Origin of the sequence: Corynebacterium imitans (assembly GCF_000739455.1) — a bacterium.
GTDB lineage: Bacteria > Actinomycetota > Actinomycetes > Mycobacteriales > Mycobacteriaceae > Corynebacterium > Corynebacterium imitans.
Window position 1 is genome coordinate 2,088,225 of sequence record NZ_CP009211.1, and the last position, 19,712, is coordinate 2,107,936.

At 64.8% G+C, this 19,712-nt stretch carries 16 protein-coding genes and 1 tRNA gene; 5 read left to right on the plus strand and 12 right to left on the minus strand.

Going from position 1 to position 19,712, the window contains the following annotated elements:
* Positions 1–27: 27 nt before the first annotated feature.
* Genes CIMIT_RS09820 through purS form a run of 4 tightly spaced genes read right to left on the minus strand, consistent with a single transcriptional unit; the run spans position 28 to position 3,428 of the window.
* Positions 28–213, minus strand: coding sequence for a hypothetical protein (locus CIMIT_RS09820; protein ID WP_038592336.1), 186 nt, complete (start codon positions 211–213; stop codon positions 28–30).
* Between the two features lie 18 nt (positions 214–231).
* Entirely contained in the window at positions 232–2,514 is a 2,283-nt protein-coding gene (purL, locus tag CIMIT_RS09825) for a phosphoribosylformylglycinamidine synthase subunit PurL (protein WP_038592350.1), read from the minus strand.
* Positions 2,515–2,520: 6 nt separating this feature from the next.
* Complete coding sequence (gene purQ, locus CIMIT_RS09830; protein WP_038592353.1) at positions 2,521–3,201, minus strand: phosphoribosylformylglycinamidine synthase subunit PurQ; 681 nt, start codon at positions 3,199–3,201, stop codon at positions 2,521–2,523.
* Positions 3,198–3,428, minus strand: coding sequence for a phosphoribosylformylglycinamidine synthase subunit PurS (gene purS, locus CIMIT_RS09835; protein ID WP_038592356.1), 231 nt, complete (start codon positions 3,426–3,428; stop codon positions 3,198–3,200). Before purS ends, purQ begins: the two co-directional genes overlap by 4 nt.
* Before the next feature lie 194 nt (positions 3,429–3,622).
* On the opposite strand from purS, the gene CIMIT_RS09840 reads away from it, so the two are divergent.
* The gene (locus CIMIT_RS09840; protein ID WP_051904939.1) at positions 3,623–7,147 is read left to right on the plus strand and encodes an ExeM/NucH family extracellular endonuclease; all 3,525 of its coding nucleotides are present in this window, start codon (positions 3,623–3,625) and stop codon (positions 7,145–7,147) included.
* Between the two features lie 163 nt (positions 7,148–7,310).
* Here the strand turns inward: CIMIT_RS09840 and CIMIT_RS09850 are convergent, their stop codons facing one another.
* From CIMIT_RS09850 to CIMIT_RS09860, 3 genes are read right to left on the minus strand one after another with little or no spacing between them, the layout of a single operon-like run.
* Positions 7,311–7,994 (minus strand): DUF2334 domain-containing protein, encoded by a 684-nt coding sequence (locus CIMIT_RS09850; protein WP_038592359.1) that lies wholly within the window; start codon positions 7,992–7,994, stop codon positions 7,311–7,313.
* Positions 7,995–7,999: 5 nt separating this feature from the next.
* Positions 8,000–10,108, minus strand: coding sequence for a S9 family peptidase (locus tag CIMIT_RS09855; RefSeq protein WP_038592362.1), 2,109 nt, complete (start codon positions 10,106–10,108; stop codon positions 8,000–8,002).
* A 26-nt stretch (positions 10,109–10,134) separates the two neighbouring features.
* Positions 10,135–11,031 (minus strand): phosphoribosylaminoimidazolesuccinocarboxamide synthase, encoded by an 897-nt coding sequence (locus CIMIT_RS09860; protein WP_038594685.1) that lies wholly within the window; start codon positions 11,029–11,031, stop codon positions 10,135–10,137.
* Between the two features lie 37 nt (positions 11,032–11,068).
* Between CIMIT_RS09860 and CIMIT_RS09865 the strand changes: the two genes are divergently transcribed.
* Positions 11,069–11,749 carry a hypothetical protein gene (locus tag CIMIT_RS09865; protein ID WP_144311844.1) on the plus strand — a complete coding sequence of 227 codons (681 nt, stop codon included), beginning with the start codon at positions 11,069–11,071 and terminating at the stop codon, positions 11,747–11,749.
* A 3-nt stretch (positions 11,750–11,752) separates the two neighbouring features.
* On the opposite strand, the gene purB is transcribed toward CIMIT_RS09865, so the two are convergent.
* On the minus strand, positions 11,753–13,183 hold the full coding sequence (purB, locus tag CIMIT_RS09870) for an adenylosuccinate lyase (protein ID WP_038592368.1): 1,431 nt from the start codon (positions 13,181–13,183) through the stop codon (positions 11,753–11,755).
* Between the two features lie 25 nt (positions 13,184–13,208).
* On the minus strand, positions 13,209–14,474 hold the full coding sequence (gene purD / locus CIMIT_RS09875) for a phosphoribosylamine--glycine ligase (protein ID WP_038592371.1): 1,266 nt from the start codon (positions 14,472–14,474) through the stop codon (positions 13,209–13,211).
* A 31-nt stretch (positions 14,475–14,505) separates the two neighbouring features.
* On the opposite strand from purD, the gene CIMIT_RS09880 reads away from it, so the two are divergent.
* Complete coding sequence (locus CIMIT_RS09880; protein ID WP_038592374.1) at positions 14,506–14,907, plus strand: HIT family protein; 402 nt, start codon at positions 14,506–14,508, stop codon at positions 14,905–14,907.
* 343 nt (positions 14,908–15,250) lie between these two features.
* On the opposite strand, the gene CIMIT_RS09885 is transcribed toward CIMIT_RS09880, so the two are convergent.
* The 3 genes from CIMIT_RS09885 to CIMIT_RS09895 all read right to left on the minus strand — a co-directional run bounded on the left by CIMIT_RS09885 (position 15,251) and on the right by CIMIT_RS09895 (position 17,736).
* Positions 15,251–16,783 carry a sensor histidine kinase gene (locus CIMIT_RS09885; RefSeq protein WP_084674346.1) on the minus strand — a complete coding sequence of 511 codons (1,533 nt, stop codon included), beginning with the start codon at positions 16,781–16,783 and terminating at the stop codon, positions 15,251–15,253.
* A 12-nt stretch (positions 16,784–16,795) separates the two neighbouring features.
* Positions 16,796–17,503, minus strand: coding sequence for a response regulator transcription factor (locus tag CIMIT_RS09890; protein ID WP_038592377.1), 708 nt, complete (start codon positions 17,501–17,503; stop codon positions 16,796–16,798).
* A 160-nt stretch (positions 17,504–17,663) separates the two neighbouring features.
* Positions 17,664–17,736, minus strand: a tRNA-Thr gene (locus tag CIMIT_RS09895).
* A gap of 68 nt (positions 17,737–17,804) precedes the next feature.
* Here CIMIT_RS09895 and thrE point away from each other — a divergent pair.
* The gene (gene thrE / locus CIMIT_RS09900; RefSeq protein WP_038592380.1) at positions 17,805–19,283 is read left to right on the plus strand and encodes a threonine/serine exporter ThrE; all 1,479 of its coding nucleotides are present in this window, start codon (positions 17,805–17,807) and stop codon (positions 19,281–19,283) included.
* A 54-nt stretch (positions 19,284–19,337) separates the two neighbouring features.
* Positions 19,338–19,712, plus strand: a complete 375-nt coding sequence (locus tag CIMIT_RS12750) for a hypothetical protein (RefSeq protein ID WP_038592383.1) — start codon at positions 19,338–19,340, stop codon at positions 19,710–19,712.

Consider the following 19,712-nt stretch of genomic DNA (forward strand, 5'->3'; position numbering starts at 1 on the left):
CGTTCTACGCCCCCTCCCGCAGCCGCGTCAGCATCCGGATCTGCCCCACACCGAGCACGGCAGTAGACGCTGCAAAGAGTCGCCGACGAAGGGCGCCAGCCCGAACCCAAGCAGCGTCGCAGAAACGACAAAGCCCGCCGCGCCGGCACCTGTGGCACCGGCGACGACGGACAGGCCGAAGGCAGCAGCGAGCGTCAGCAGTACCGCAACCACGTGACGCCCGCCTGCGCGCTACACCGCCGCGTTCGGGGCGTGTGCTGCGGCAAAGTGTGACGGGAGGGTGGCGGCCCAGGCGTCGCGAAGCTGGGCGATCTCCAGCTGCTCGGCGCCGAACCGCAGGATGCCGTCGGCGTTCGTACGGCCGATTAGCGCGGCCGGGACGCCTGCGGCACCCGCGCGCTCGACCAGCGCGTCGGCACGATCCGTGGTCACGGCGACCAGGACGCGGGATGCGGACTCGGCAAACAGTGCGGTGAACGCGTCCTCGTGCACGGCCGCCAGGTCCAGGTCAGCGCCCTTGCCCGAGGCCTGCAGCATCTCGAAGACGGCCTGCGACAGGCCGCCCTCGGACAGGTCGTGCGCAGCAGTCACGCCGCCGTTGTCAGCTGCATCGGCGAAGAACTGCGCCAGGCGCTCCTCGTTGGCCAGGTCCACCTTCGGCGGCACGCCACCGAGGCCTGCGCCGGAGATGTCCTGCCATACGGAGCCGCCGAACTCGTCGAAGGTCTCGCCAAGCAGGACCAGGGAGAACTCTTCTTCGGTTGCGGGTACGTCGTGCGGGTTCGCCTTCGACACGTCTTCGATGACGCCGAGCACGCCAACCACCGGGGTCGGCAGGATCGGGGTCTCGCCGGTCTGGTTGTAGAAGGACACGTTGCCGCCGGAGACGGGGATGTTCAGCTCTGCGGCACCGTCGGCAAGCCCGTGTACTGCTTCGCGGAACTGCCACATCACGTCCGGGTTCTCGGGCGAGCCGAAGTTGAGGCAGTTGGTCACCGCGACCGGGGTTGCGCCGGTAACCGCGACGTTGCGGTATGCCTCGGCCAGTGCCAGGCGCGCGCCCATGTTCGGGTCGAGGTAGGTGTAGCGGCCGGAGGCGTCGGTAGCGATGGCGACGCCTCGGTTGGTCTCCTCGTTGATGCGCAGCACACCCGAGTCCGCGCCGTGGGCCTGCACTGTGTTGCCGCGCACGTAGCGGTCGTACTGCTGCACGATGTAGTCGCGCGAGCACAGTGCGGGCGAGGCGACCATCTTCAGCCACGCAGCAGACAGCGCCTCTTGCTTATCGACGCCCCCACGTTCCCGAACCCCGTCAATCCAGTCCGGGCGGGCGAATGGGCGCTCGTAGACCGGGCCTTCGTCAATCGACGACGGCGGGGCGTCCAGCACAACCTTGCCGCCGTGGGTGACCACGTAGCGGTCCTTTTCGTCGGTCACCTCACCGATGACGGCGGCACCGACGTCCCACTTGGCGCAGATCTCCATAAAGCGATCCACGTTTTCCGGGGTGACCACGGCGCACATGCGCTCCTGGGACTCGGAGGCGAGGATCTCCGCCGCAGACATGTTCTCGGCGCGAAGCGGCACGTTGTCCAGGTTGACGCGCATGCCGCCGTCGCCAGCCGCTGCCAGCTCGGAGGTGGCACACGCCAGACCGCCGCCGCCGAGATCCTGGATGCCCACGACCACGCCAGCGTGGTAGAGCTCCAGGCAGCACTCGATGAGGACCTTTTCCGCGAAGGGGTCGCCGACCTGGACTGCGGGCAGCTTGCGCTCCTCGCCTTCCTCGAAGGTGGCAGAGCCCAGCACGGAAACGCCACCGATGCCGTCAAGGCCGGTGCGGGAGCCGAAGAGCACCACCTTGTTGCCGGTGCCGGAAGCGAAGGCGAGCTTCAGGTCTTCGACCTTCAGGGTGCCCACGCACAGCGCATTGACCAGCGGGTTTCCGGCGTAGGCGGCGTCGAAGACGGTCTCGCCGCCGATGTTCGGCAGGCCAAGCGAGTTGCCGTAGCCGCCGATGCCGTGGACCACGCCCGGCAGGACGCGCTTGGTGTCCTCGGCGTCAGCCGGGCCGAAGCGCAGCTGGTCCATCACGGCAATCGGGCGTGCGCCCATCGCCATGATGTCGCGGACGATGCCGCCCACGCCGGTCGCGGCCCCCTGGTAGGGCTCCACAAACGACGGGTGGTTGTGGCTTTCCACGCGGAAGGTGACCGCGTCGCCGTCGCCGATGTCCACCACGCCGGCGTTCTCGCCGATGCCCGCGAGGATCTTGGATTCCATCTCCTCGGTCATCGTCTCGCCGAAGTAGCGCAGGTGCACCTTGGAGGACTTGTACGAGCAGTGCTCGGACCACATCACGGAGTAGACAGTCAGCTCCGCGTCCGTGGGGCGGCGGCCCAGGATGGACTTAATCTTTTCGTATTCCTCGTCGCGCAGACCCAGCTCCGCATACGGCTGTGCCAGGTCGGGGGTTGCTTGCGCGTTCTCGACGGTGTCGTCGTGCACAGTCATGGTCGTCTACGCTCCGATCTTCGAAATAGCGTCGATGGCGGATTCAAACAATCCCAGCCCGTCGGTGGACGGGCCGGTGAGCACCTCAATGGCGTGCTCCGGGTGCGGCATGAGACCGACGACGCGGCCGGTCTCATTGGTCACACCGGCGATCGCATTCGCGGAGCCGTTGAAGTTGTCCGTGTAGCGGAAGACCACGCGGCCCTCCTGCTCCAGCTGGTGCACCGTCTCCTTGTCGGCTTGGAAGCGGCCCTCGCCGTGCTTCGCAGGCACAAGGATCTTCTGGCCGGACTCAAACCTGGAGGTCCACGCGGTCTCCGCGTTCGCAATTTCCAGGTAGGTGTCCACGCAGTGGAAGTTCAGGTGCTGGTTGCGGGTCAGCGCGCCCGGCAGCAGGCCAGCCTCGGTGAGGATCTGGAAGCCGTTGCAAATGCCGAGTACGGGCATGCCTTTCTTCGCAGCCTCCACGACTGCACCCATCATCGGTGCCTGCGCGGCGATCGCGCCGGAGCGCAGGTAGTCGCCGTAGGAGAACCCGCCCGGCACGACGACTGCGTCCACGCCGGACAGGTCATCGTCGGCGTGCCAAAGCTGCTTCGGTTCGGCGCCAGCGAGACGCACGGCGCGCAACGCGTCGACGTCGTCAAGCGTGCCAGGAAACGTAATTACGCCAATGGTTGCCGTCATCGAATAACCTCAAAATCCTCGATCACAGTGTTTGCCAGGAGGGTCTCTGCCACGCGCTCAAGCTCCTCGTCTGTGACGGAGTCGTCCACCTCGATCTCGAAGCGCTTGCCCTGGCGGACATCCTCAACCCCGTTCACCCCGATTCGCCCCAACGCGCGCTGGACCGCTTGGCCCTGCGGATCCAAGATTTCAGCCTTCGGCATGACATTTACCACGACACGTGCCATGAGATTCCTTCATTAGTCAGAGGTCAGCAGACGTGGGCAAGTATATCCGACGCCGCGGGGGAACTTGCAGCGGTCTACAAGGTGAACACTGGCTGAACTTTGTGTTTTCCCTGGCTCCTCGCCGTGCGAAGGCGGGCATGTGACGTTAGCTTGGCTGGGAATGTACCCGCTTCTGTGCTTTTGAAGGATTGCCAATGCGTTCTGCCCACCGTCTCACCACCGCTTTTGTCATCGCGCTCGCCGCGGGCACCGTGACTGTCCCCACCGCCGATGCCGCGCCGGATGGCTCCAACGTTGTCATCAACGAGGTCTACGGAGGCGGCGGCAACTCCGGTGCCACTATCTCCAACGACTTCGTCGAGCTGTACAACCCCACCGACGCCGACATCGACGTCACCGGGTGGGTGCTCGACCAGCAGTCCGCCAGCGGCAACTCCGGAAACCAGACGACGCTTGTCGGCACCGTGCCTGCAGGCGGCTACTTCCTGATCAAGGGTGCCGCGGGCTCCAACAAGGACAACCCGCTCGAAAACGCCGACTTCGAGAGCACCTTCAACTTCGGTGGCAAGGAAGCTAGCGCCGTGCTTCACGACGCCTCCGGTGCCCAAGTCGACCTCGTCGGCTGGGGCGGGGCGAAAAACTCTGAGGGCGCGCCCGCGAAGGGCACTTCCAACAGCACGTCCGTCCAGCGCAAAGAGGTCGGCGTAGACACCGACAACAACGCCGCCGACTTCGAGGTAGCAGCGCCAACCCCGCAGGGCTCCGGTAATGCCCCAGTTGAGCCGGGCGAACCCGACGACCCGCCCGTGCAACCGCCGGCCCCGGGAGAGGTCACTCCGATCGCTGACATCCAAGGCACCGGCGTGGCCTCTCCACTCGAGGGCCAAACCGTAACCACCGAAGGCGTGGTCACCGCCGTGTTCGACGAGGGCGGGAAGAACGGCTTCTTCCTCCAGACCGCAGGCACTGGCAGCGCGAAGAAGAAAGCCGGCGAGGCTTCCGACGCCATCTTCGTCTACATGGGCCGCAACCAAGACTTCCCGCAGCGCGGCGATTCCCTGCAGGTCACCGGCAAGGTTTCCGAGTACTACAAGCAGACCCAGCTCACCCTGGCATCTAAGCAGAAGCTGGGTGAGGCGCTCGAGGCACCGAAGGCGATCGCTATCGACGAGTTGCCGGCTGGCGACGACGCCCGCGAACCCTACGAGGGCATGCTGGTCCGTCCGGGCACCCACACCGTGACCAACAATTACTCGCTGAACAACACCGGCGATCTCGGCCTGGTCGCGGGCGACAAGCCGCTCTACAACTTCACCGACATCAATGCCCCAAGCAAGAGCGGCTTTGCCACCTACGAGGCCGAGGCGGCCGCTCGCGAAGTCCACCTTGATGACGGGCGCACCCGCAACTATTTCCAAACCGACAAGGACACGCCACTGCCCTATCTGGTCACCTCTGACAAGGGCGTGAAGTCCATCCGCACCACCGACCAGGTTGAGTTCCAGACCGACGTAGTGGTGGACTACTCCTTCGATAAGTGGCGCTACCAGCCGCTGCAGCCGATCACCGGTAAAAACACCGCCGACGAACTCCCAATCACCTGGGAAGACTCGCGCGCCGCGTCCATCGACGTGCCCGGCCAGGTCGAGGGCGACTACTCCATCGGCTTCTTCAACGTGCTCAACTACTTCTCCTCCCTCGGCGAAGACGAGAAGGGCTGCAAGGCCTACGACGACAAGGAAGGCAACCCAATTACCGCGAACCGTTGCAAGGTCCGCGGCGCGTACACCTCGAAGGCATTCGGCAATCAGCAGGCAAAGATCGTCACCGCGATCAACACGCTCGACGTCGACGTACTCGGCCTGTCTGAGATTGAGAACACTGCCGCTGTCACCGGCGACGTCGCCAAGCGGGACGAGACCCTGCGCAACCTCGTCGACGCGCTGAACAAGGCCGCGGGCAAGGAGCAGTGGGAGCTCGTAGCCTCCCCGACTCAGCTCGGCACCAACGAAGACGTCATTCGCGTCGCCTTCATCTACAAGAAGGACAAGGTCCGCCCGGTTGGCGAGTCCAAGATCTTCGACGACCCCGCTTACACCGGCACCGCCCGCCAGCCGCTCGCCCAGGAATTTCAGACGGTCGCGGGCGAAGGCAACTTTGTCGCCGTGGTCAACCACTTCAAGTCCAAGGGCTCTGTCGCACGAAACGACGAGGATTCCGGCGACGGTCAGGGCAACAACGCGGACGTGCGCAAGGCGCAGTCGCAGGCTCTCCTCGATCACCTGAACAAGGAAGACGCCTGGGCTGACCTGCCGACCTTCATCATCGGTGATCTGAACTCCTACTCCCGCGAGGACGCAATCACGGAGCTGGAGCAGGGCGGCTTCACCCTGGTCCACTCCGAGAAGGACTTCGACCAGGCCTCCTACCAGTTCGGTGGCCGCCTCGGTTCGCTCGACCACGTGCTGGCCAACACCGCTGCGAGCGACCTGGTGCAGGATGCCGCAGTGTGGAACATCAACGGCGACGAGTCCGTTGCCTTCGAGTACTCCCGCCACATGGCCAACGCGCAGAACTTCCTCGGCGACGGTGCCAATCCGCTCTACGGCTACGGCAACCCCTTCCGCTCCTCCGACCACGACCCGATCAAGGTCGGCTTCAACCTGCAGGATTCCGAGGAGACGGGCGAGGAACCGGGTGACGAGCCTGGCGATGAGCCCACAGCAGATCGCAGCATCATCAAGGCAGAAGTTCGTGAAGACGGCCACCTCTGGGTCACCTACTCCGACGACGAAGACAACCCAGTCGACCTGGGCAAGGTCACCGGCGAGGACGGCAAAGATGGCGCTGACGGTGCTGACGGTAAGGACGGCGAGCGCGGTCCGAAGGGCGACAAAGGCGACGCCGGTGCTGACGGTAAGGACGGCGAGCAGGGGCCGAAGGGCGACAAGGGCGAAGCTGGTGCCGATGGTGCAGACGGCACCGATGGCAAGGATGGCAAGGACGGCAGCGACGGCCGCGGCATCGAATCCGTCTCGATCAATGAAGACGGTGAGCTGATCATCACCTACACCGATGGCAAGTCCGAAAACGCTGGCAAGGTCACCGGCACTGACGGCAAGGACGGCGAGCGCGGCCCGAAGGGCGACAAGGGCGAAGCTGGTGCCGATGGTGCAGACGGCACCGATGGCAAGGATGGCAAGGACGGCACCGCTGGCGACAAGGGCGACAAGGGCGAAGCTGGCACCGACGGCAAGGACGGTAATGACGGTGCCGCAGGCGAAACCGGCAAGGACGGTGCTGCCGGTCGCGGCGTCAAGAGCTTCGAGATCGTCGACGGTGTGCTCGTGGTTGCCTACACCGATGGCACGGTGCAGAAGGTTGGCCCGATCGCTGGCAATGACGTTGCAGCAGGAAGCGACGGCGAAGATGGCAAGGACGGCGCTGACGGCCGCGGCGTGGCGAAGGTCGAGGTGGACGACGAGGGCAACCTGGTCATCACCTTCACCGACGGCACCACCCAGAATGCTGGCCAGGTGCAGCGCCCGGCGCAGGATGGCGGTGACCAGGGGACGACGACGAGCGGTAGCTCCACCTTCGGCACGGTTTTCGGTATTATCGCCGCACTGCTCGCAGCGCTCGGCCTTGGCGGCGCGGCAGCGTACTACTTCATGCCGCAGCAGGTCAACGAGCTGCTGAAGCAGGTGGGTCTGCGCTAGCGGGTTCCACCAACACGAAACGTTGACGACTGTTTTGTCAAAAGTGCAAAACAGTCGTCAACGCATTTTTAGCTGGATTCTAAAAACCTAACCTGGGGTTTCAGCAAGCGCGATTGGCTGATGACTGTCCTCTCATAAACACAAACCAGTCAACAACCACGCCCTACAGGAACGCCCGGTAGTCCGCGGGCTCGGCACCGTTGGCCTGGGCGCACAGGATCGCGGCAGTGAAGTCGCGGCGGACTTTCTTCTTGTGCAGCTCGCGGGCCGAGATGGACAGGCGGATCGTGTTGCCTTTCTCCGCCCCGCGGACCGCGGCGGCGATGATGTTGCGGCGCCACCACTTAGCCGTGCCGTAACCCTCGCCGACGGAGAGGTTGCGGCAGCGGAGGAAGGGGGCATCGGTAGCGTCGACAAGCGAGTAGATACCACTGGTCGACACGGCAAGACGGAAACCAAACTCGGGCAACACCTTCAGAGTGCCCTCCGACATTTGCCACCGCGGGGGCGCGAACATGTCGAGGTGGAACCCGAGCGCCTCCATCTGGCGGGTCGCGCCCTTCAAGCGCAGACGGGCTTCGTGCTCGCCGAGGGTGGCGAACTCGGAACGGCGCCCCTGCACTGCCTGGTCAAACCCGTTAAGCAGCAGGGCGCGGTGCTCCGCCTGCTGAAGCAACCAATCGCGCGTTCGTCCGTCCTTGGCCAGGTGCCACCGCTTATCAATGTGCGGCGCGACAAGCAGGGACACCGGGATCCCCTTGCGGTCAAGCCCTTTGACCAGCGGGATGACATCCTCCAGGGTGTCATCAAAAATGGAGGAGATGGAGACGAGAAGACGACCGGACATACAGGTTATTCTCCCACATCCGGCACGGCTTTGCTCTTCACCAGAGTCCACGCGTATTCAAAGGCGGTCTGCTTCCATTTGGCGTAGCGGCCGGAGACCCCGCCGTGGCCCGCGGACATCTCGGTCTTGAGCAGGATCTCGCCGCCTGTGGCGTATTCGCGCAGCTTGGCCACCCATTTCGCGGGTTCGACGTAGAGCACGCGCGTGTCGTTGAGGCTGGTCACCGCAAGGATGTCCGGGTAGTCCTGCGCCGTGATGTTCTCGTACGGCGCGTAGGTGGACATGTAGTCGTAGACCTCCGGGTCGTGGTAGGGGTCGCCCCACTCCTCCCACTCGCCGACCGTGAGCGGCAGCTCCGGCTTCAGGATAGAGGTCAGCGGGTCCACGAACGGCACGATCGCCTGGATGCCTGCGAACTTCTCCGGCGCCATGTTCGCCACGGCTCCCATGAGCAGCCCGCCTGCGGAGCCGCCCTCTGCTACGAGGTGTTCGGGGTCGGTGATGCCGTGCTCGATGAGGGTGTCGGCGCAAGCGATGAAGTCGGTAAACGTGTTCTTCTTGTGCAGCATCTTGCCCTGGTCGTACCAGCTACGCCCCATCTCGCCGCCGCCGCGCACGTGCGCGCACGCCCACACCATGCCGCGGTCAAGCAGCGACAGCCGCGCGATGGAAAAGCCCGGGTCCATCGAGGCCTCGTAGGAGCCGTACCCATAAAGCAAGGTGGGTGCCACGCCCGGGGCCTGTGCTTTGCGACGCACCACCGACACCGGTACCTCTACCCCGTCCTCGGCCTTCGCCCAGATCCGCTCCGCGACGTAGTCGTCCGGGTTGTAGCCGCCCTCAACCTCCTGCTCCTTGAGCAGGGTAAACGTCCCGTCGGCGACGTGGTAGTCCAGCAGCTGCGAGGGCTGCGTGTACGAGGTGTAGCCGACGCGGACGACCGGGGCGTCCCATTCCGGGTTGCCCGCAAGGCCTGCGGTGTAGAGCTCTTCAGAAAACTCCAGTTCCGTAAACGGGGCAAAGTCGCCACCAGTCAGCGGCGCGACCGCCAACCGCGAGATGCCCCCGCGGCGGTAGGACATGAACATGAAGTCACGGTAGGTATCAATCCCCTCGATCCGCATGGTGTCCGAGTGCGGCACGATCACCGGCGCATCGCGCAGGTCCGGCAGATCCTCGGTGGCAAGCGGCGTGGCGCTGACCGCGAAGTTCGGGCCCCGGCGGTTGTGCGTGATGATCCAGTACTCGTCCTCGCCCAGCTTCACGTAATCCGGGTGGTATTCCACGCCCTCAGTGCGCGGCCACAACACCTCAAACGGCGCGGTCGGCTCTGCAAGGGGTGCGACGCGGTACTCCGTGGTCAGCGAGGACGAGGCAATGATGTACAAGAAGCGCTCCGCACGGTCGGCCCCCACACCGACGCCGAACTTCTCGTCCTGCTCCTCGTAGACCAGCACATCGTCTGCGGCAGCGGTGCCGACCTTGTGGCGCCACACCTGGTAGGGACGCCACGCCTCGTCCACGCGGATGTAAAACAAGTGGTCCTCGCCGGCCCAGGCGGCACCGTAGAAGACGCCTTCAATCACGTCCGGGAGCAGTTCGCCGGTTTCCAAGTCCTTGATGCGCAGGTCGAAGCGCTCATCACCGGTCGTGTCCACCGAGTAGGCCAGCAGCCTGCCGGACGTAGTGACTGAGGACGCGCCGAGGGAGAAGAAGTCGTGGCCTTCGGCGAGCTCGTTGGCGTCGAGAAGCACCTGCTCCCCGGCCATCTCCTCGGAGACCTCGGGCGGGGTCCACGGCTCGCCGGTGGCCGGCACGCGGCAGGATAGGGCGTAGTTCTTGCCCTCGATGGTGCGGCCGTAGTACCACCAGTCGCCCGCGCGCTGCGGGACGGACATATCGGTTTCTTTGACGCGCGATTTGATCTCGCCGTAAATCTCGTCGGCGAGCCCGCGAAAGCCCTGTGTGGCGTGCTCGGTGGCGGCGTTCTCCGCCTCCAAATACGCAATCGTTTCGGGGCTGTTTTTGTCGCGCAGCCACTCGTAATCGTCCACGAACTCGCGGCCGTGGAACGAGCGGGTAATCGGGTGCTTGGGTGCCTTCGGGAATTCCATAGGCACCTAAGCCTAGAGCACGGCGCTTAAGCGTTCGCGCCCGGCCAGTCCGCGAACTTTTTACCGCTGAGGCGCTCGTAAGCCTCGATGTAGCGATCGCGCGTGGCCTCCACCACCGAACCCGGCAGCTCCGGCGGCTGCGTGCCTTCCGAGGGACGCCAGCCCGACTTCGGGCCGGTCAGCCAGTTGCGCACGTACTGCTTGTCAAAGCTCGGCTGGCTCTGGCCCTCCTTGTACGTGTCCGCGGGCCAGTAGCGGGAGGAGTCGGGGGTGAGTACCTCGTCGGCAAGCACGAGCTCCCCGTCGGCGTCCAAGCCGAACTCGAACTTCGTGTCCGCCAGGATGATGCCCTTCGACTCCGCGTACTCGGCGGCGCGGGTGTAAACCTCGAGGGTGCGCTCACGCAGGCGCTCCGCGAGCTCCTGGCCCAGTTTGCCCGCCATGTAGTTAAACGAGACGTTCTCGTCGTGGTCGCCCTGCTCCGCCTTCGTTGCCGGGGTGAAAATCGGCTCCGGCAGCTTGGACGCTTCAACCAGGCCGTCAGGCAGCTTCACGCCGCAGACCATGCCGTGCTCGTCGTACTCCTTCTTCCCCGAGCCGGTGAGGTAGCCGCGCGCGACGCACTCGAAGGGGACCATGTCCAGCTTCTTCACCACCATCGCGCGCCCCAACACCTCCTCGGGGATGCGCGGGTCATCGATCGGGCCCGCGAGGTGGTTCGGCACCCCGGCGAGCAGGTCGAAGAAGAACATCGACGTGGCCGTGAGAATTCGACCCTTGTCCGGGATCGCCGGCTCCAGTGAGAAATCGAAGGCGGAGATGCGGTCGGTGGCCACCATCAGTAGCGTGTCCTCATCGACCTGGTAAATCTCGCGGACCTTGCCGCCGGAAAGGTGAGTGTAGTCAGAAAGCTCTGGACGCATGGCACCAAGCATATACCCCACCACTACCATGTTCCGCATGGTCAAACGCCACGCCTCACGCGCCCTTTCCGCCGCGCTCGTCACCAGCCTGTGCGCAGCCCTTGTGGCCTGCTCACACGAGCCCAGCGAGCAGGCACCGGCCGCGGCTGAGCCAGTGAGTGAGGAGCGCGTCCTCGCCTTCGGGGAAAGCACTCACACGACCACCACGGACCCCGCCACCGGCGCGCAAGTCGAGTGGGAGGTTGCCGTCGAGGCACCTCAGCGCATCTCTGGCACGGAAGCGGCCAACAACATCCGCTCCCCGGAACCGCAGCGCTACAGCGCGTTTTACTGCTACCCCGTCACGCTGACCCCCGTGCGCGTGGACGCGCCCCCTGAGCACGCGACAGTGCCGGTCCCGGGACTTAAGCTTGTCACAGCGCAGGAGTCCGTGGTGCGTGATGCCGACGGCGCGCCCGTGACCACCACGCGGCGTGCGAACTCCGTACCGGCTGCGCCCGGCTCCGCGCACCAGCCGAGCGGGGACGCGAAGGTGGCGCTGCGCTCAGCGGCCGAGGCCTACTGCGACATCGGCAGCGGCGCGCCCACCGGCTACACGCCCGATCTGGAGGAAGGCCGCGCCTACACCACCGTGCTCGCCTCCTGGGAGCGCCGCGTGGACCCGGGCGAACCGGCAACCGGCGTGGCGCTCGAAAACGTGCGCTGGGAAGATCGCTAGCAGCTACAGGATCTCTCCCGGGCGGTAGTTAGCCGCGTCCGGGTACTTCTGCACCACGGCGTCGATGCGCGCGAGGACCCGGTCCACCTGGGACTCCGCCGCACCGATGAAGGCGTGGCGGTCCGCCAGCGCCTCTTCCAGCTGGGCCAGGTCGAGCGGCAGGCGCTCATCGTTAGCCAGGCGCTCGATCAGGTTCTGCTCGGCGCCGTGCTCGCGCATGTCCAGCGCCATCGCGACCGCGTTTTCTTTGATCACCTCGTGCGCGGTCTCGCGGCCGACCCCGGCGCGCACCGCCGCCATGAGAATGCGGGTGGTGGCCAAGAACGGCAGGTAGCGGTCGAGCTCGCGGTTGATCATGGCCGGGAAGGCACCGAACTCGTCGAGCACGGTGAGGAAGGTTTCCAACTGGCCGTCGATGGCGAAGAAGGCGTCCGGCAGCGCGACGCGGCGCACCACGGAGCAGAACACGTCGCCCTCGTTCCACTGCTGGCCCGCCAGGTCGGCGACCATGGTGAGGTAGCCGCGCAGGATGACCTGGAAACCGCCGACGCGCTCGCAGGAGCGCGCATTCATCTTGTGCGGCATGGCCGAGGAGCCGACCTGGCCTTCCTTGAAGCCCTCGGTGACAACCTCGTTGCCCGCCATGAGACGGATGGTGGTGGCCAGCGAGGACGGCCCGGCGGCGAGCTGCACGAGCGCGGAGATCGCCTCAAAATCCAGCGAGCGCGGGTAGACCTGGCCCACCGAATCGAAGACGGTGTCAAAGCCGAGGTGGTGCGCGACCTTGGTTTCCAGCTCGGCGAGCTTCGCCTCGTCGCCGTCCATCAGGTCGAGCATGTCCTGGGCAGTACCCATCGGGCCCTTGATGCCGCGCAGCCGGTAGCCGTCGAGCAGCGACTCGATGCGGGCGACCGCCACCAGGATCTCGTCGGCAGCGGACGCGAAGCGCTTGCCCAGCGTGGTGGCCTGGGCGGCAACGTTGTGGGAGCGCCCAGCCATCACGAGCGACTTATATGCATCGGCGCGGTTGCCCACAGCCTTGAGCAGCGCGACCGACTTATTGCGCACGAGCTCGAGCGCGCGCACGATCTGCAGCTGCTCGACGTTCTCGGTCAGGTCGCGGCTGGTCATACCCTTGTGGATGTGCTCGTGGCCGGCGAGCGCGTTGAACTCCTCGATGCGCGCCTTCACATCGTGGCGGGTCACGCGCTCGCGATCCGCAATCGAGTCAAGATCGACTTGGTCGATGACGGCCTCGTAGGCGTCGATAGCCTCTTGCGGGATCTCCACGCCGAGCTCACGCTGCGCGCGCATGACAGCGATCCACAGCTGCCGCTCGAGGATGATCTTGTGCTCGGCGCTCCACAACTTCGCCATCTCCGGCGAAGCGTAGCGGTTGGACAGGACGTTGGGGTTTGCAGGCTTTTTAGTCACGCGCCCAATTATCGCACATCAGGGGCTATTGCTTCTCGACGCTCACCTCACCGGCCACCGCACGCCGCCCAATATCCTTGCGGTAGAAGGACCCGCGCATCTCAATCCCCTCGATGACGCGGTAGGCATCCGCCACCGCCTCCTCCAGCGTCGCACCGCGGCCGAGCACGTTGAGCACGCGCCCACCTGCGGAGACGTAGCCCGCGTCCGTGCGCTTCGTGCCAGCGTGCAGCACCTTGTCCGGGTTGTCCAGCTCCGCGCCGGTGATCGCATCGCCCTTGACCGGGCTGGCCGGGTAGTTCTCCGCAGCGAGCACGACCGTGGCGGCAAAGCCGTCCTCCCACTCGAGCGGTGCGAGATCCGCCAGCGTGCCGGTAGCCACGGCGTAGAGCACCGTGTCCAGCGGAGTCTTCAAAAGCGAGAGCACCGGTTGGGTCTCCGGGTCGCCGAAGCGAGCGTTGAACTCCACCACCGACGGGCCCTCACTCCCCCACGCCGCACCGACGTAGAGCAGGCCCTGGTACGGGATGCCGCGGGCGACCATCTCGCGTGCGACCGGGCGGGCGATCTCGTCGACGATGCGCTCCACGCCGCCTTCGGGCAGCCACGGCAGCGGGGTGTAGGCACCCATGCCGCCAGTGTTCGGGCCCTCGTCGTTGTCGTAGGCGCGCTTGTGGTCCTGGGCAGGCAACAGCGGGACGACCGTCTCGCCATCAACCAGGCAGAACAGGGACACCTCGGGGCCTTCAAGGAAGGACTCGAAGAGCACCGGGTTGCCGGCCTCAAGCACCGCGTTCGCGTGGGCTGCGGCCTCCGCCCGGTCCGTGGTGACTACGACGCCCTTACCACCGGCCAGCCCGTCGTCCTTGACCACGTAGTTCGGGCCGAACTGCTCCAGCGCAGACTCCACGCCCGCAGTGCCCTCCTCCGGGGTGACGCGGAGTGCGCGGGCCGTCGCCACGCCGGCTGCGGCCATCACGTCCTTGGCAAAGGCCTTCGACCCCTCGAGCTGGGCCGCCTCCTGCGTCGGGCCAAAGACCGGGATGCCCGCCTCACGCAGCGCGTCGGCAGCGCCTGCGACCAGAGGCACCTCCGGACCGATAACGACGAGCTCCGCGTCAACCTCTTTGGCTAGGTCGACGATGGGCTGGGGCGTTAAAGCGTCGATAGGCAGGCACTTCGCCAGCGATTCCATACCTGCATTGCCGGGCGCGACAAAGAGTTCGTTGCCGGCAAGTCCTTTGAGCAGGGCGTGTTCACGGCCGCCCGAACCGATAACAAGGATGCGCATGGCCTCAAACTTACAGGTACGGTTTGAGAGTATGAGCACAGTCTTCACAAAAATCATCAACGGCGAGATCCCCGGCCGCTTCGTGTACAAGGACGAGGACGTCGCCGCCTTCCTCACCATCGAGCCCATCGCCTACGGCCACACGCTCGTCGTGCCGGTCAAGGAGGTGGACAAGTGGACAGATATTGAGCCCGAGCTGTGGGCCAAGATGAACGCGGTGGCACAGCGCATCGGTAGCGCGATCGTGAGCGAGTTCGACTGCGAGCGCGCCGGTTACCTCATCGCCGGTTTCGAGGTCCCGCACGCGCACATCCACGTCTTCCCCGCCAACGACATGTCCGGCTACAACCTGGCCAGCGTCATGCGCGCCGACGAGACGGATCCGGCAAAGATGGACGCAGCCGCCGAGACGCTGCGTAACGCGATCGGTTAGATGGTTTTCTAAACGGAGCTAGCTCCATTTGCACGGGAGCGGCCTGGAAAACCCCAGGTCGCGCGATCCCGGTTGTGCCAAATGGAGCTAGCTCCTTTTGTTGTGCCTCGCTGGCAAACTCCCTGGTCGCGCGAAACCGAAAACTCCAAATGGAGCTAGCTCCATTTACACCCAACGCGCCACCAAAACCGCAGGTCGCCACTTGACCGCAACTCCAAACGGAGCTAGCTCCATTTACGCCAACGCCGAAACCGCCAGGAGCCAACGCCGAAACCGCCAGGAGCCAACGCCGAAACCGCCAGCAGCAGTCACCCAAAATCACCGGAAGCCGCCAGCGCCCCCCCTAACGCTCGCCCTCGTCGTTCTCCTTATTCCCCCGCTTGGCATCCTTGGACTTGCCCTTAGACTTCGTCTTCGACTTCGCCGCCTTACCCTTCGTCTTGTCCTTCGCACCCGCCGCAGGGGCATCCTCCTCCACCTTGTGGAGCAGCGGCAGGGAGATGACAAAGGTCGCGCCCTCGCCAGGGGCGGTCTGCACGGTGATGGTGCCCTCGTGTTGTTCGATGAGCGACTTGGTAATCGCCAGACCCAGGCCGGAACCGCCGCCACCGGCGCGGTTTCGGGAGGCGTCGGCGCGGTAGAAGCGGTCGAAGATACGCGCCGCGTCCTCTTCGGACATGCCCTTGCCGTTATCCGCGACCTCGAGCACGACGCGGTCAAGGTTCTCGCGCAGTCTAATCACCACGTCCACCTCGGGCCCGCCGTGTTTGAAAGCGTTGTTGATCAGGTTCATCAGCACCTGGTGGAGGCGGTCCGGGTCGCCGTTGACTTCGGCGGCACGGAGGCACTGATCATCCACCTCAATGGAGCGCTCGGGGTACGCCGCCCGTGCCGAGGAGACGGCCGCGTCGACAATCTTTTGCATCTCCACGGTCTTCCGGTCCAGGCGGGTGCCCTCCGCGCGGGTGAGTGCCAGCAGGTCTTCGACCAGCAGTTGCATGCGGCCGGATTCTTCCTCGATCTTGTCGATGACCATGTCTGCGTCCGGCGCCATCCCCTTGCGGTAGAGCTCGGCGTAGCCGCGAACACTGGTCAGCGGCGTGCGCAGCTCGTGGGAGGCGTCGCCGACAAAGCGGCGCATCTGCTCCTCCTTCGCCTGCGCGTCGTTGACGGATTCCTGCAGCTGGGTGACCATCGTGTTGACCGCGTACGACAGTTTGCCCACTTCGGTCTCCCGCGACCATGCGGGCACGCGCCGATCTACGTCGCCGTCGGCAATGGCCAGGGCGGTTTGCTCCACCTCGCGCAGCGGCGCCAGCGAGCGCCGCACCAACGTACGCGCAGCCAGGGCGATGCCGATCACCGCGGTAAGTCCCAGGGTCGCTTCCACCACTGCGAGCCAGCGCAAGATGCGCTCCTCGGATTCGAGCCGCTTGGCCACCAGCGTGATGGTGCCGTCATCGCTTTTCGACGCCAACGCCCGCCACTTCACCAGCTCCTCCGAACTATCCACGTTCTTGGAGTTGATCGTTTGCGGCGAGTCCAGCACCGTGAGCTGTTCCCAGTCCGGCGGGTTACCGCGCGGAGTGTAGCGGGAGAAGGGGTACGGGTAGCCGGGGAACCACGTGGCCTGGGCGAACTCGCTGGGCACGCCGATCGACGGGATCCAGGTCCCCTGCCCCGCCCAGGTGTCGATCCCCTCTTCGAGCTGCTCGTCCACGCGCTGCGTCAGGATGCCGCGCATGAGGAAGTAGACCGTGGCGAAGCTCAGCAGAATGCCAAGCGTTGCCACGAAGACCACCATGGAGACGAGCTGCTTCTCCAGCGGCTTGCTCGCCTGGTTGTATGACTTGGCGGTGAAGCGGTTGACCGTCATAGACCCTTGAAACTACTGGCGCGGGGTGCGCAGCACGTAGCCGACGCCGCGGACGGTCTGGATCAGCGGCACATCGCCGGTGTCGATCTTGCGGCGCAGGTAGGAAATGTAAGACTCGACCACGTTGCCGTCGCCGCCGAAGTCGTAGTGCCACACGTTGTCCAGAATCTTCGCCTTGGACAGCACAACCTCTGCGTTGAGCATGAGGTAGCGCAGCAGGTTGAACTCGGTCGGAGAGAGGTCGATAATCTCGCCGGCCTTGGTGACCTCGTGCGTCTCATCGTTGAGCGTCAGGTCGGCGTAGCGGATGGTGCCGTCCTGGTTCTCGTCGTCGGTGACGTTGCCGCGGCGCAGGATCACGCGCAGGCGGGTAATGACCTCCTCGAGGGAGAAGGGCTTGGTCACGTAGTCGTCGGCGCCGATGGTCAGGCCGTGGATTCGGTCCTCCACCGCGTCCTTGGCGGTAAGGAAGAGCACCGGGCCGTCGAGGCCTTCCTGGCGCAGCTTGCCCAGCAGCTCGAAGCCGTCCATGCCCGGCATCATCACGTCCAGGATGTAGGCGTCCGGTCGGTACTCGCGAGCAATGGTGAGCGCCTCCTGGCCGGAGTTCGCGCTTTCCACCTCGAAGCCCTGGAACTTCAGGGAGACGGTAATCAGCTCGACGATATTCGGTTCATCATCAACCACGAGGACCTTGATGCCCTGGTTGGTATCAGCCATGTCTAGTACTCCTTTTTGTGGGAACAGCAAGTGACCATTTAACTCCCCACCACTGTACGTTTCCTGAACGTTGTCTTGGGGGTGACAAGTAATAGTGGGGGTAATAACAAAGAGCGCAGACGACAAACCCCTCACCGGTAAGTGAGGGGTTTGTGGACCGAGCTGGAGACGAGACTTGAACTCGCAACCTACGCATTACAAGTGCGTTGCGCTACCGATTGCGCCACTCCAGCAGTGCCCACAAATTCTACACACCGCCCCGTAGGTGCGCGAAATAGCGTCACCAGATAGTGTTTCGGCTGTGACGAAAGTAGAGCAGCTCTGGCAGCGATTTCGGGGATCGCGCAGCCACGTCGCAACGATTGACGCGGCCCGCACCTCCCCGCCCCCATCGGTCCTCGCCCCGGTCGACCTCACCGATCCCACGCAGGTGGCCGCGGTGATGAACATCGGCGCTCGCATCGGCGAGATCCTCATTGCCAATGGCACGACGTCTTCGGATGCGATCGCCCAGATCCGCACGGTCATCTCCGCGTACGGCCTGCACTATTGCCACGTCGACATCACGGTCAACACGATCACGATGAACACGATCATCGGCATTGAGCGGCGCACGCCGGTCAATGTCTTCCGCGTGGTCACGATGATGAGCGAGAACTACCGCAAGCTGCAGGAGGCGGACCGGCTCATGCGCTCGATCCGCGCCGGCGCCACTCGCCCGGAGGTCGCGGAGAAGATCCTCGACGACATCGAGAACGAGCCCATCCCGTACCGCAACGCCCGCAACCTCGCAGGCTGGACGGTCATGGGTGCCTCAGTGTCCATCCTCTTGGGTGGAGACCTGCTGATGGCACTGGTCGGCGGGCTGACCGCCTTCCTCATCATGGGCTTTAACAAGGTCCTGTCGCACAACTCGCTGCCCTACTTCTACCACTGCGTCCTCGGCGGCTTCCTCGCCACGATCCCGGCCGCGCTCTTCTACGACTTCTCCGCATCCATCGGCCACACGATCGTGCCGAGCCAGGTCATCGCCTCGGGCATTATTGTGCTGCTCGCAGGACTCACGCTGGTGCAATCGCTTTTCGACGGCATCACGGGCTCCCCCGTCACCGCCGCCTCCCGCTTCTTCCAGACCATGCTGTCCTCCGGCGGCATCGTCGCCGGCGTGGCGATCGGCTTGTACTTCGCCGAGCGCATGGGCGTCGGGCTACCACCGCTGGAGACGATGCTGGGCAAGCCTTCCTTGGGCAGCGCAGGCTGGCGCATCCTCGGCGGGGCGCTGGCCTCGGCGTCATTCGCGGTGACGTGCTTTGCGGAGCGCCAGGCCGTCATCGTCTCAGGGCTGACCGCCGCGGCGGGTTCCACGATCTACTACGTCTTCCTCATCCCCCTGGGCACGGACGCCTTCCTCGCCACCACGGCCTGCGCGATCGTGATTGGCCTGGCCGGTGGTTTGATTTCCCGTAGCCTGCTGATCAACCCGGTGATTACCGCGGTCGCTGGCGTCACTCCTTTCTTGCCTGGTTCCGGCATCTATCGCGGGCTTTACGCGGTGCTCAACGAGCAGATGGTGGTGGGCATGTCGAACATCTTCACCGCGATCGCCACCTGTATGGCGTTGGCCGGCGGCGTGATCTTCGGCGAGTGGGTGGCACGCCGGATCCGCCGCCCCCAGCTCTACATTCCGTACCGGGCCTTTAAGCGCGCGGGCCGCCTGACTTTCCAGCAGATTCGCCGCGCGGAGGCGGCCGCCCGGCGGCCGAGGCGTCGCCGCCACTAGCTTTGGCGTAGAATCGCGGTTTGAGATTGTGTCTTATTCAAGGAGGAACCCGTAGTGCCACCGAAGATCACCGACTCCCGCCCCTCGCCAGAGGCCATCAATGAGATGGAGGAGCAGACCGCTTCCGGCGCCCGGCGAATCGTGGCAACGTACGCCGAGGACTTCTTCGACGGGGTGACCCTGATGTCCATGCTGGGCGTTGAACCGAAGGGCTTTAACTACAAGAAGTACGCCGAGGAAATCCTGGGCGACGAGGACGAGGAAGCCACCGGCTCGACCGCGAAGAAGAAGGCGACCAAGAAAAAGGCCACCAAGAAGAAGGCGACCAAGAAAAAGGCTACGAAGAAGAAAGCCACCAAGAAGAAAGCCACGAAGAAAAAGGCTACGAAGAAGAAGGCCACCAAGAAGAAGACGGCGAAGAAGTCCTAA

Bases quoted from the DNA above. Each gene is read 5' to 3' on its own strand.
- CIMIT_RS09840 (WP_051904939.1), top strand. From the start codon at position 3,623: ATGCGTTCTGCCCACCGTCTCACCACCGCTTTTGTCATCGCGCTCGCC.
- CIMIT_RS09880 (WP_038592374.1), top strand. From the start codon at position 14,506: ATGAGCACAGTCTTCACAAAAATCATCAACGGCGAGATCCCCGGCCGC.
- CIMIT_RS09860 (WP_038594685.1), bottom strand. From the start codon at position 11,031: ATGCGTCCAGAGCTTTCTGACTACACTCACCTTTCCGGCGGCAAGGTC.
- purD (WP_038592371.1), bottom strand. From the start codon at position 14,474: ATGCGCATCCTTGTTATCGGTTCGGGCGGCCGTGAACACGCCCTGCTC.
- CIMIT_RS09855 (WP_038592362.1), bottom strand. From the start codon at position 10,108: ATGGAATTCCCGAAGGCACCCAAGCACCCGATTACCCGCTCGTTCCAC.
- CIMIT_RS09885 (WP_084674346.1), bottom strand. From the start codon at position 16,783: ATGACGGTCAACCGCTTCACCGCCAAGTCATACAACCAGGCGAGCAAG.
- CIMIT_RS09865 (WP_144311844.1), top strand. From the start codon at position 11,069: ATGGTCAAACGCCACGCCTCACGCGCCCTTTCCGCCGCGCTCGTCACC.
- purS (WP_038592356.1), bottom strand. From the start codon at position 3,428: ATGGCACGTGTCGTGGTAAATGTCATGCCGAAGGCTGAAATCTTGGAT.
- CIMIT_RS09890 (WP_038592377.1), bottom strand. From the start codon at position 17,503: ATGGCTGATACCAACCAGGGCATCAAGGTCCTCGTGGTTGATGATGAA.
- purQ (WP_038592353.1), bottom strand. From the start codon at position 3,201: ATGACGGCAACCATTGGCGTAATTACGTTTCCTGGCACGCTTGACGAC.
- purL (WP_038592350.1), bottom strand. From the start codon at position 2,514: ATGACTGTGCACGACGACACCGTCGAGAACGCGCAAGCAACCCCCGAC.
- CIMIT_RS09850 (WP_038592359.1), bottom strand. From the start codon at position 7,994: ATGTCCGGTCGTCTTCTCGTCTCCATCTCCTCCATTTTTGATGACACC.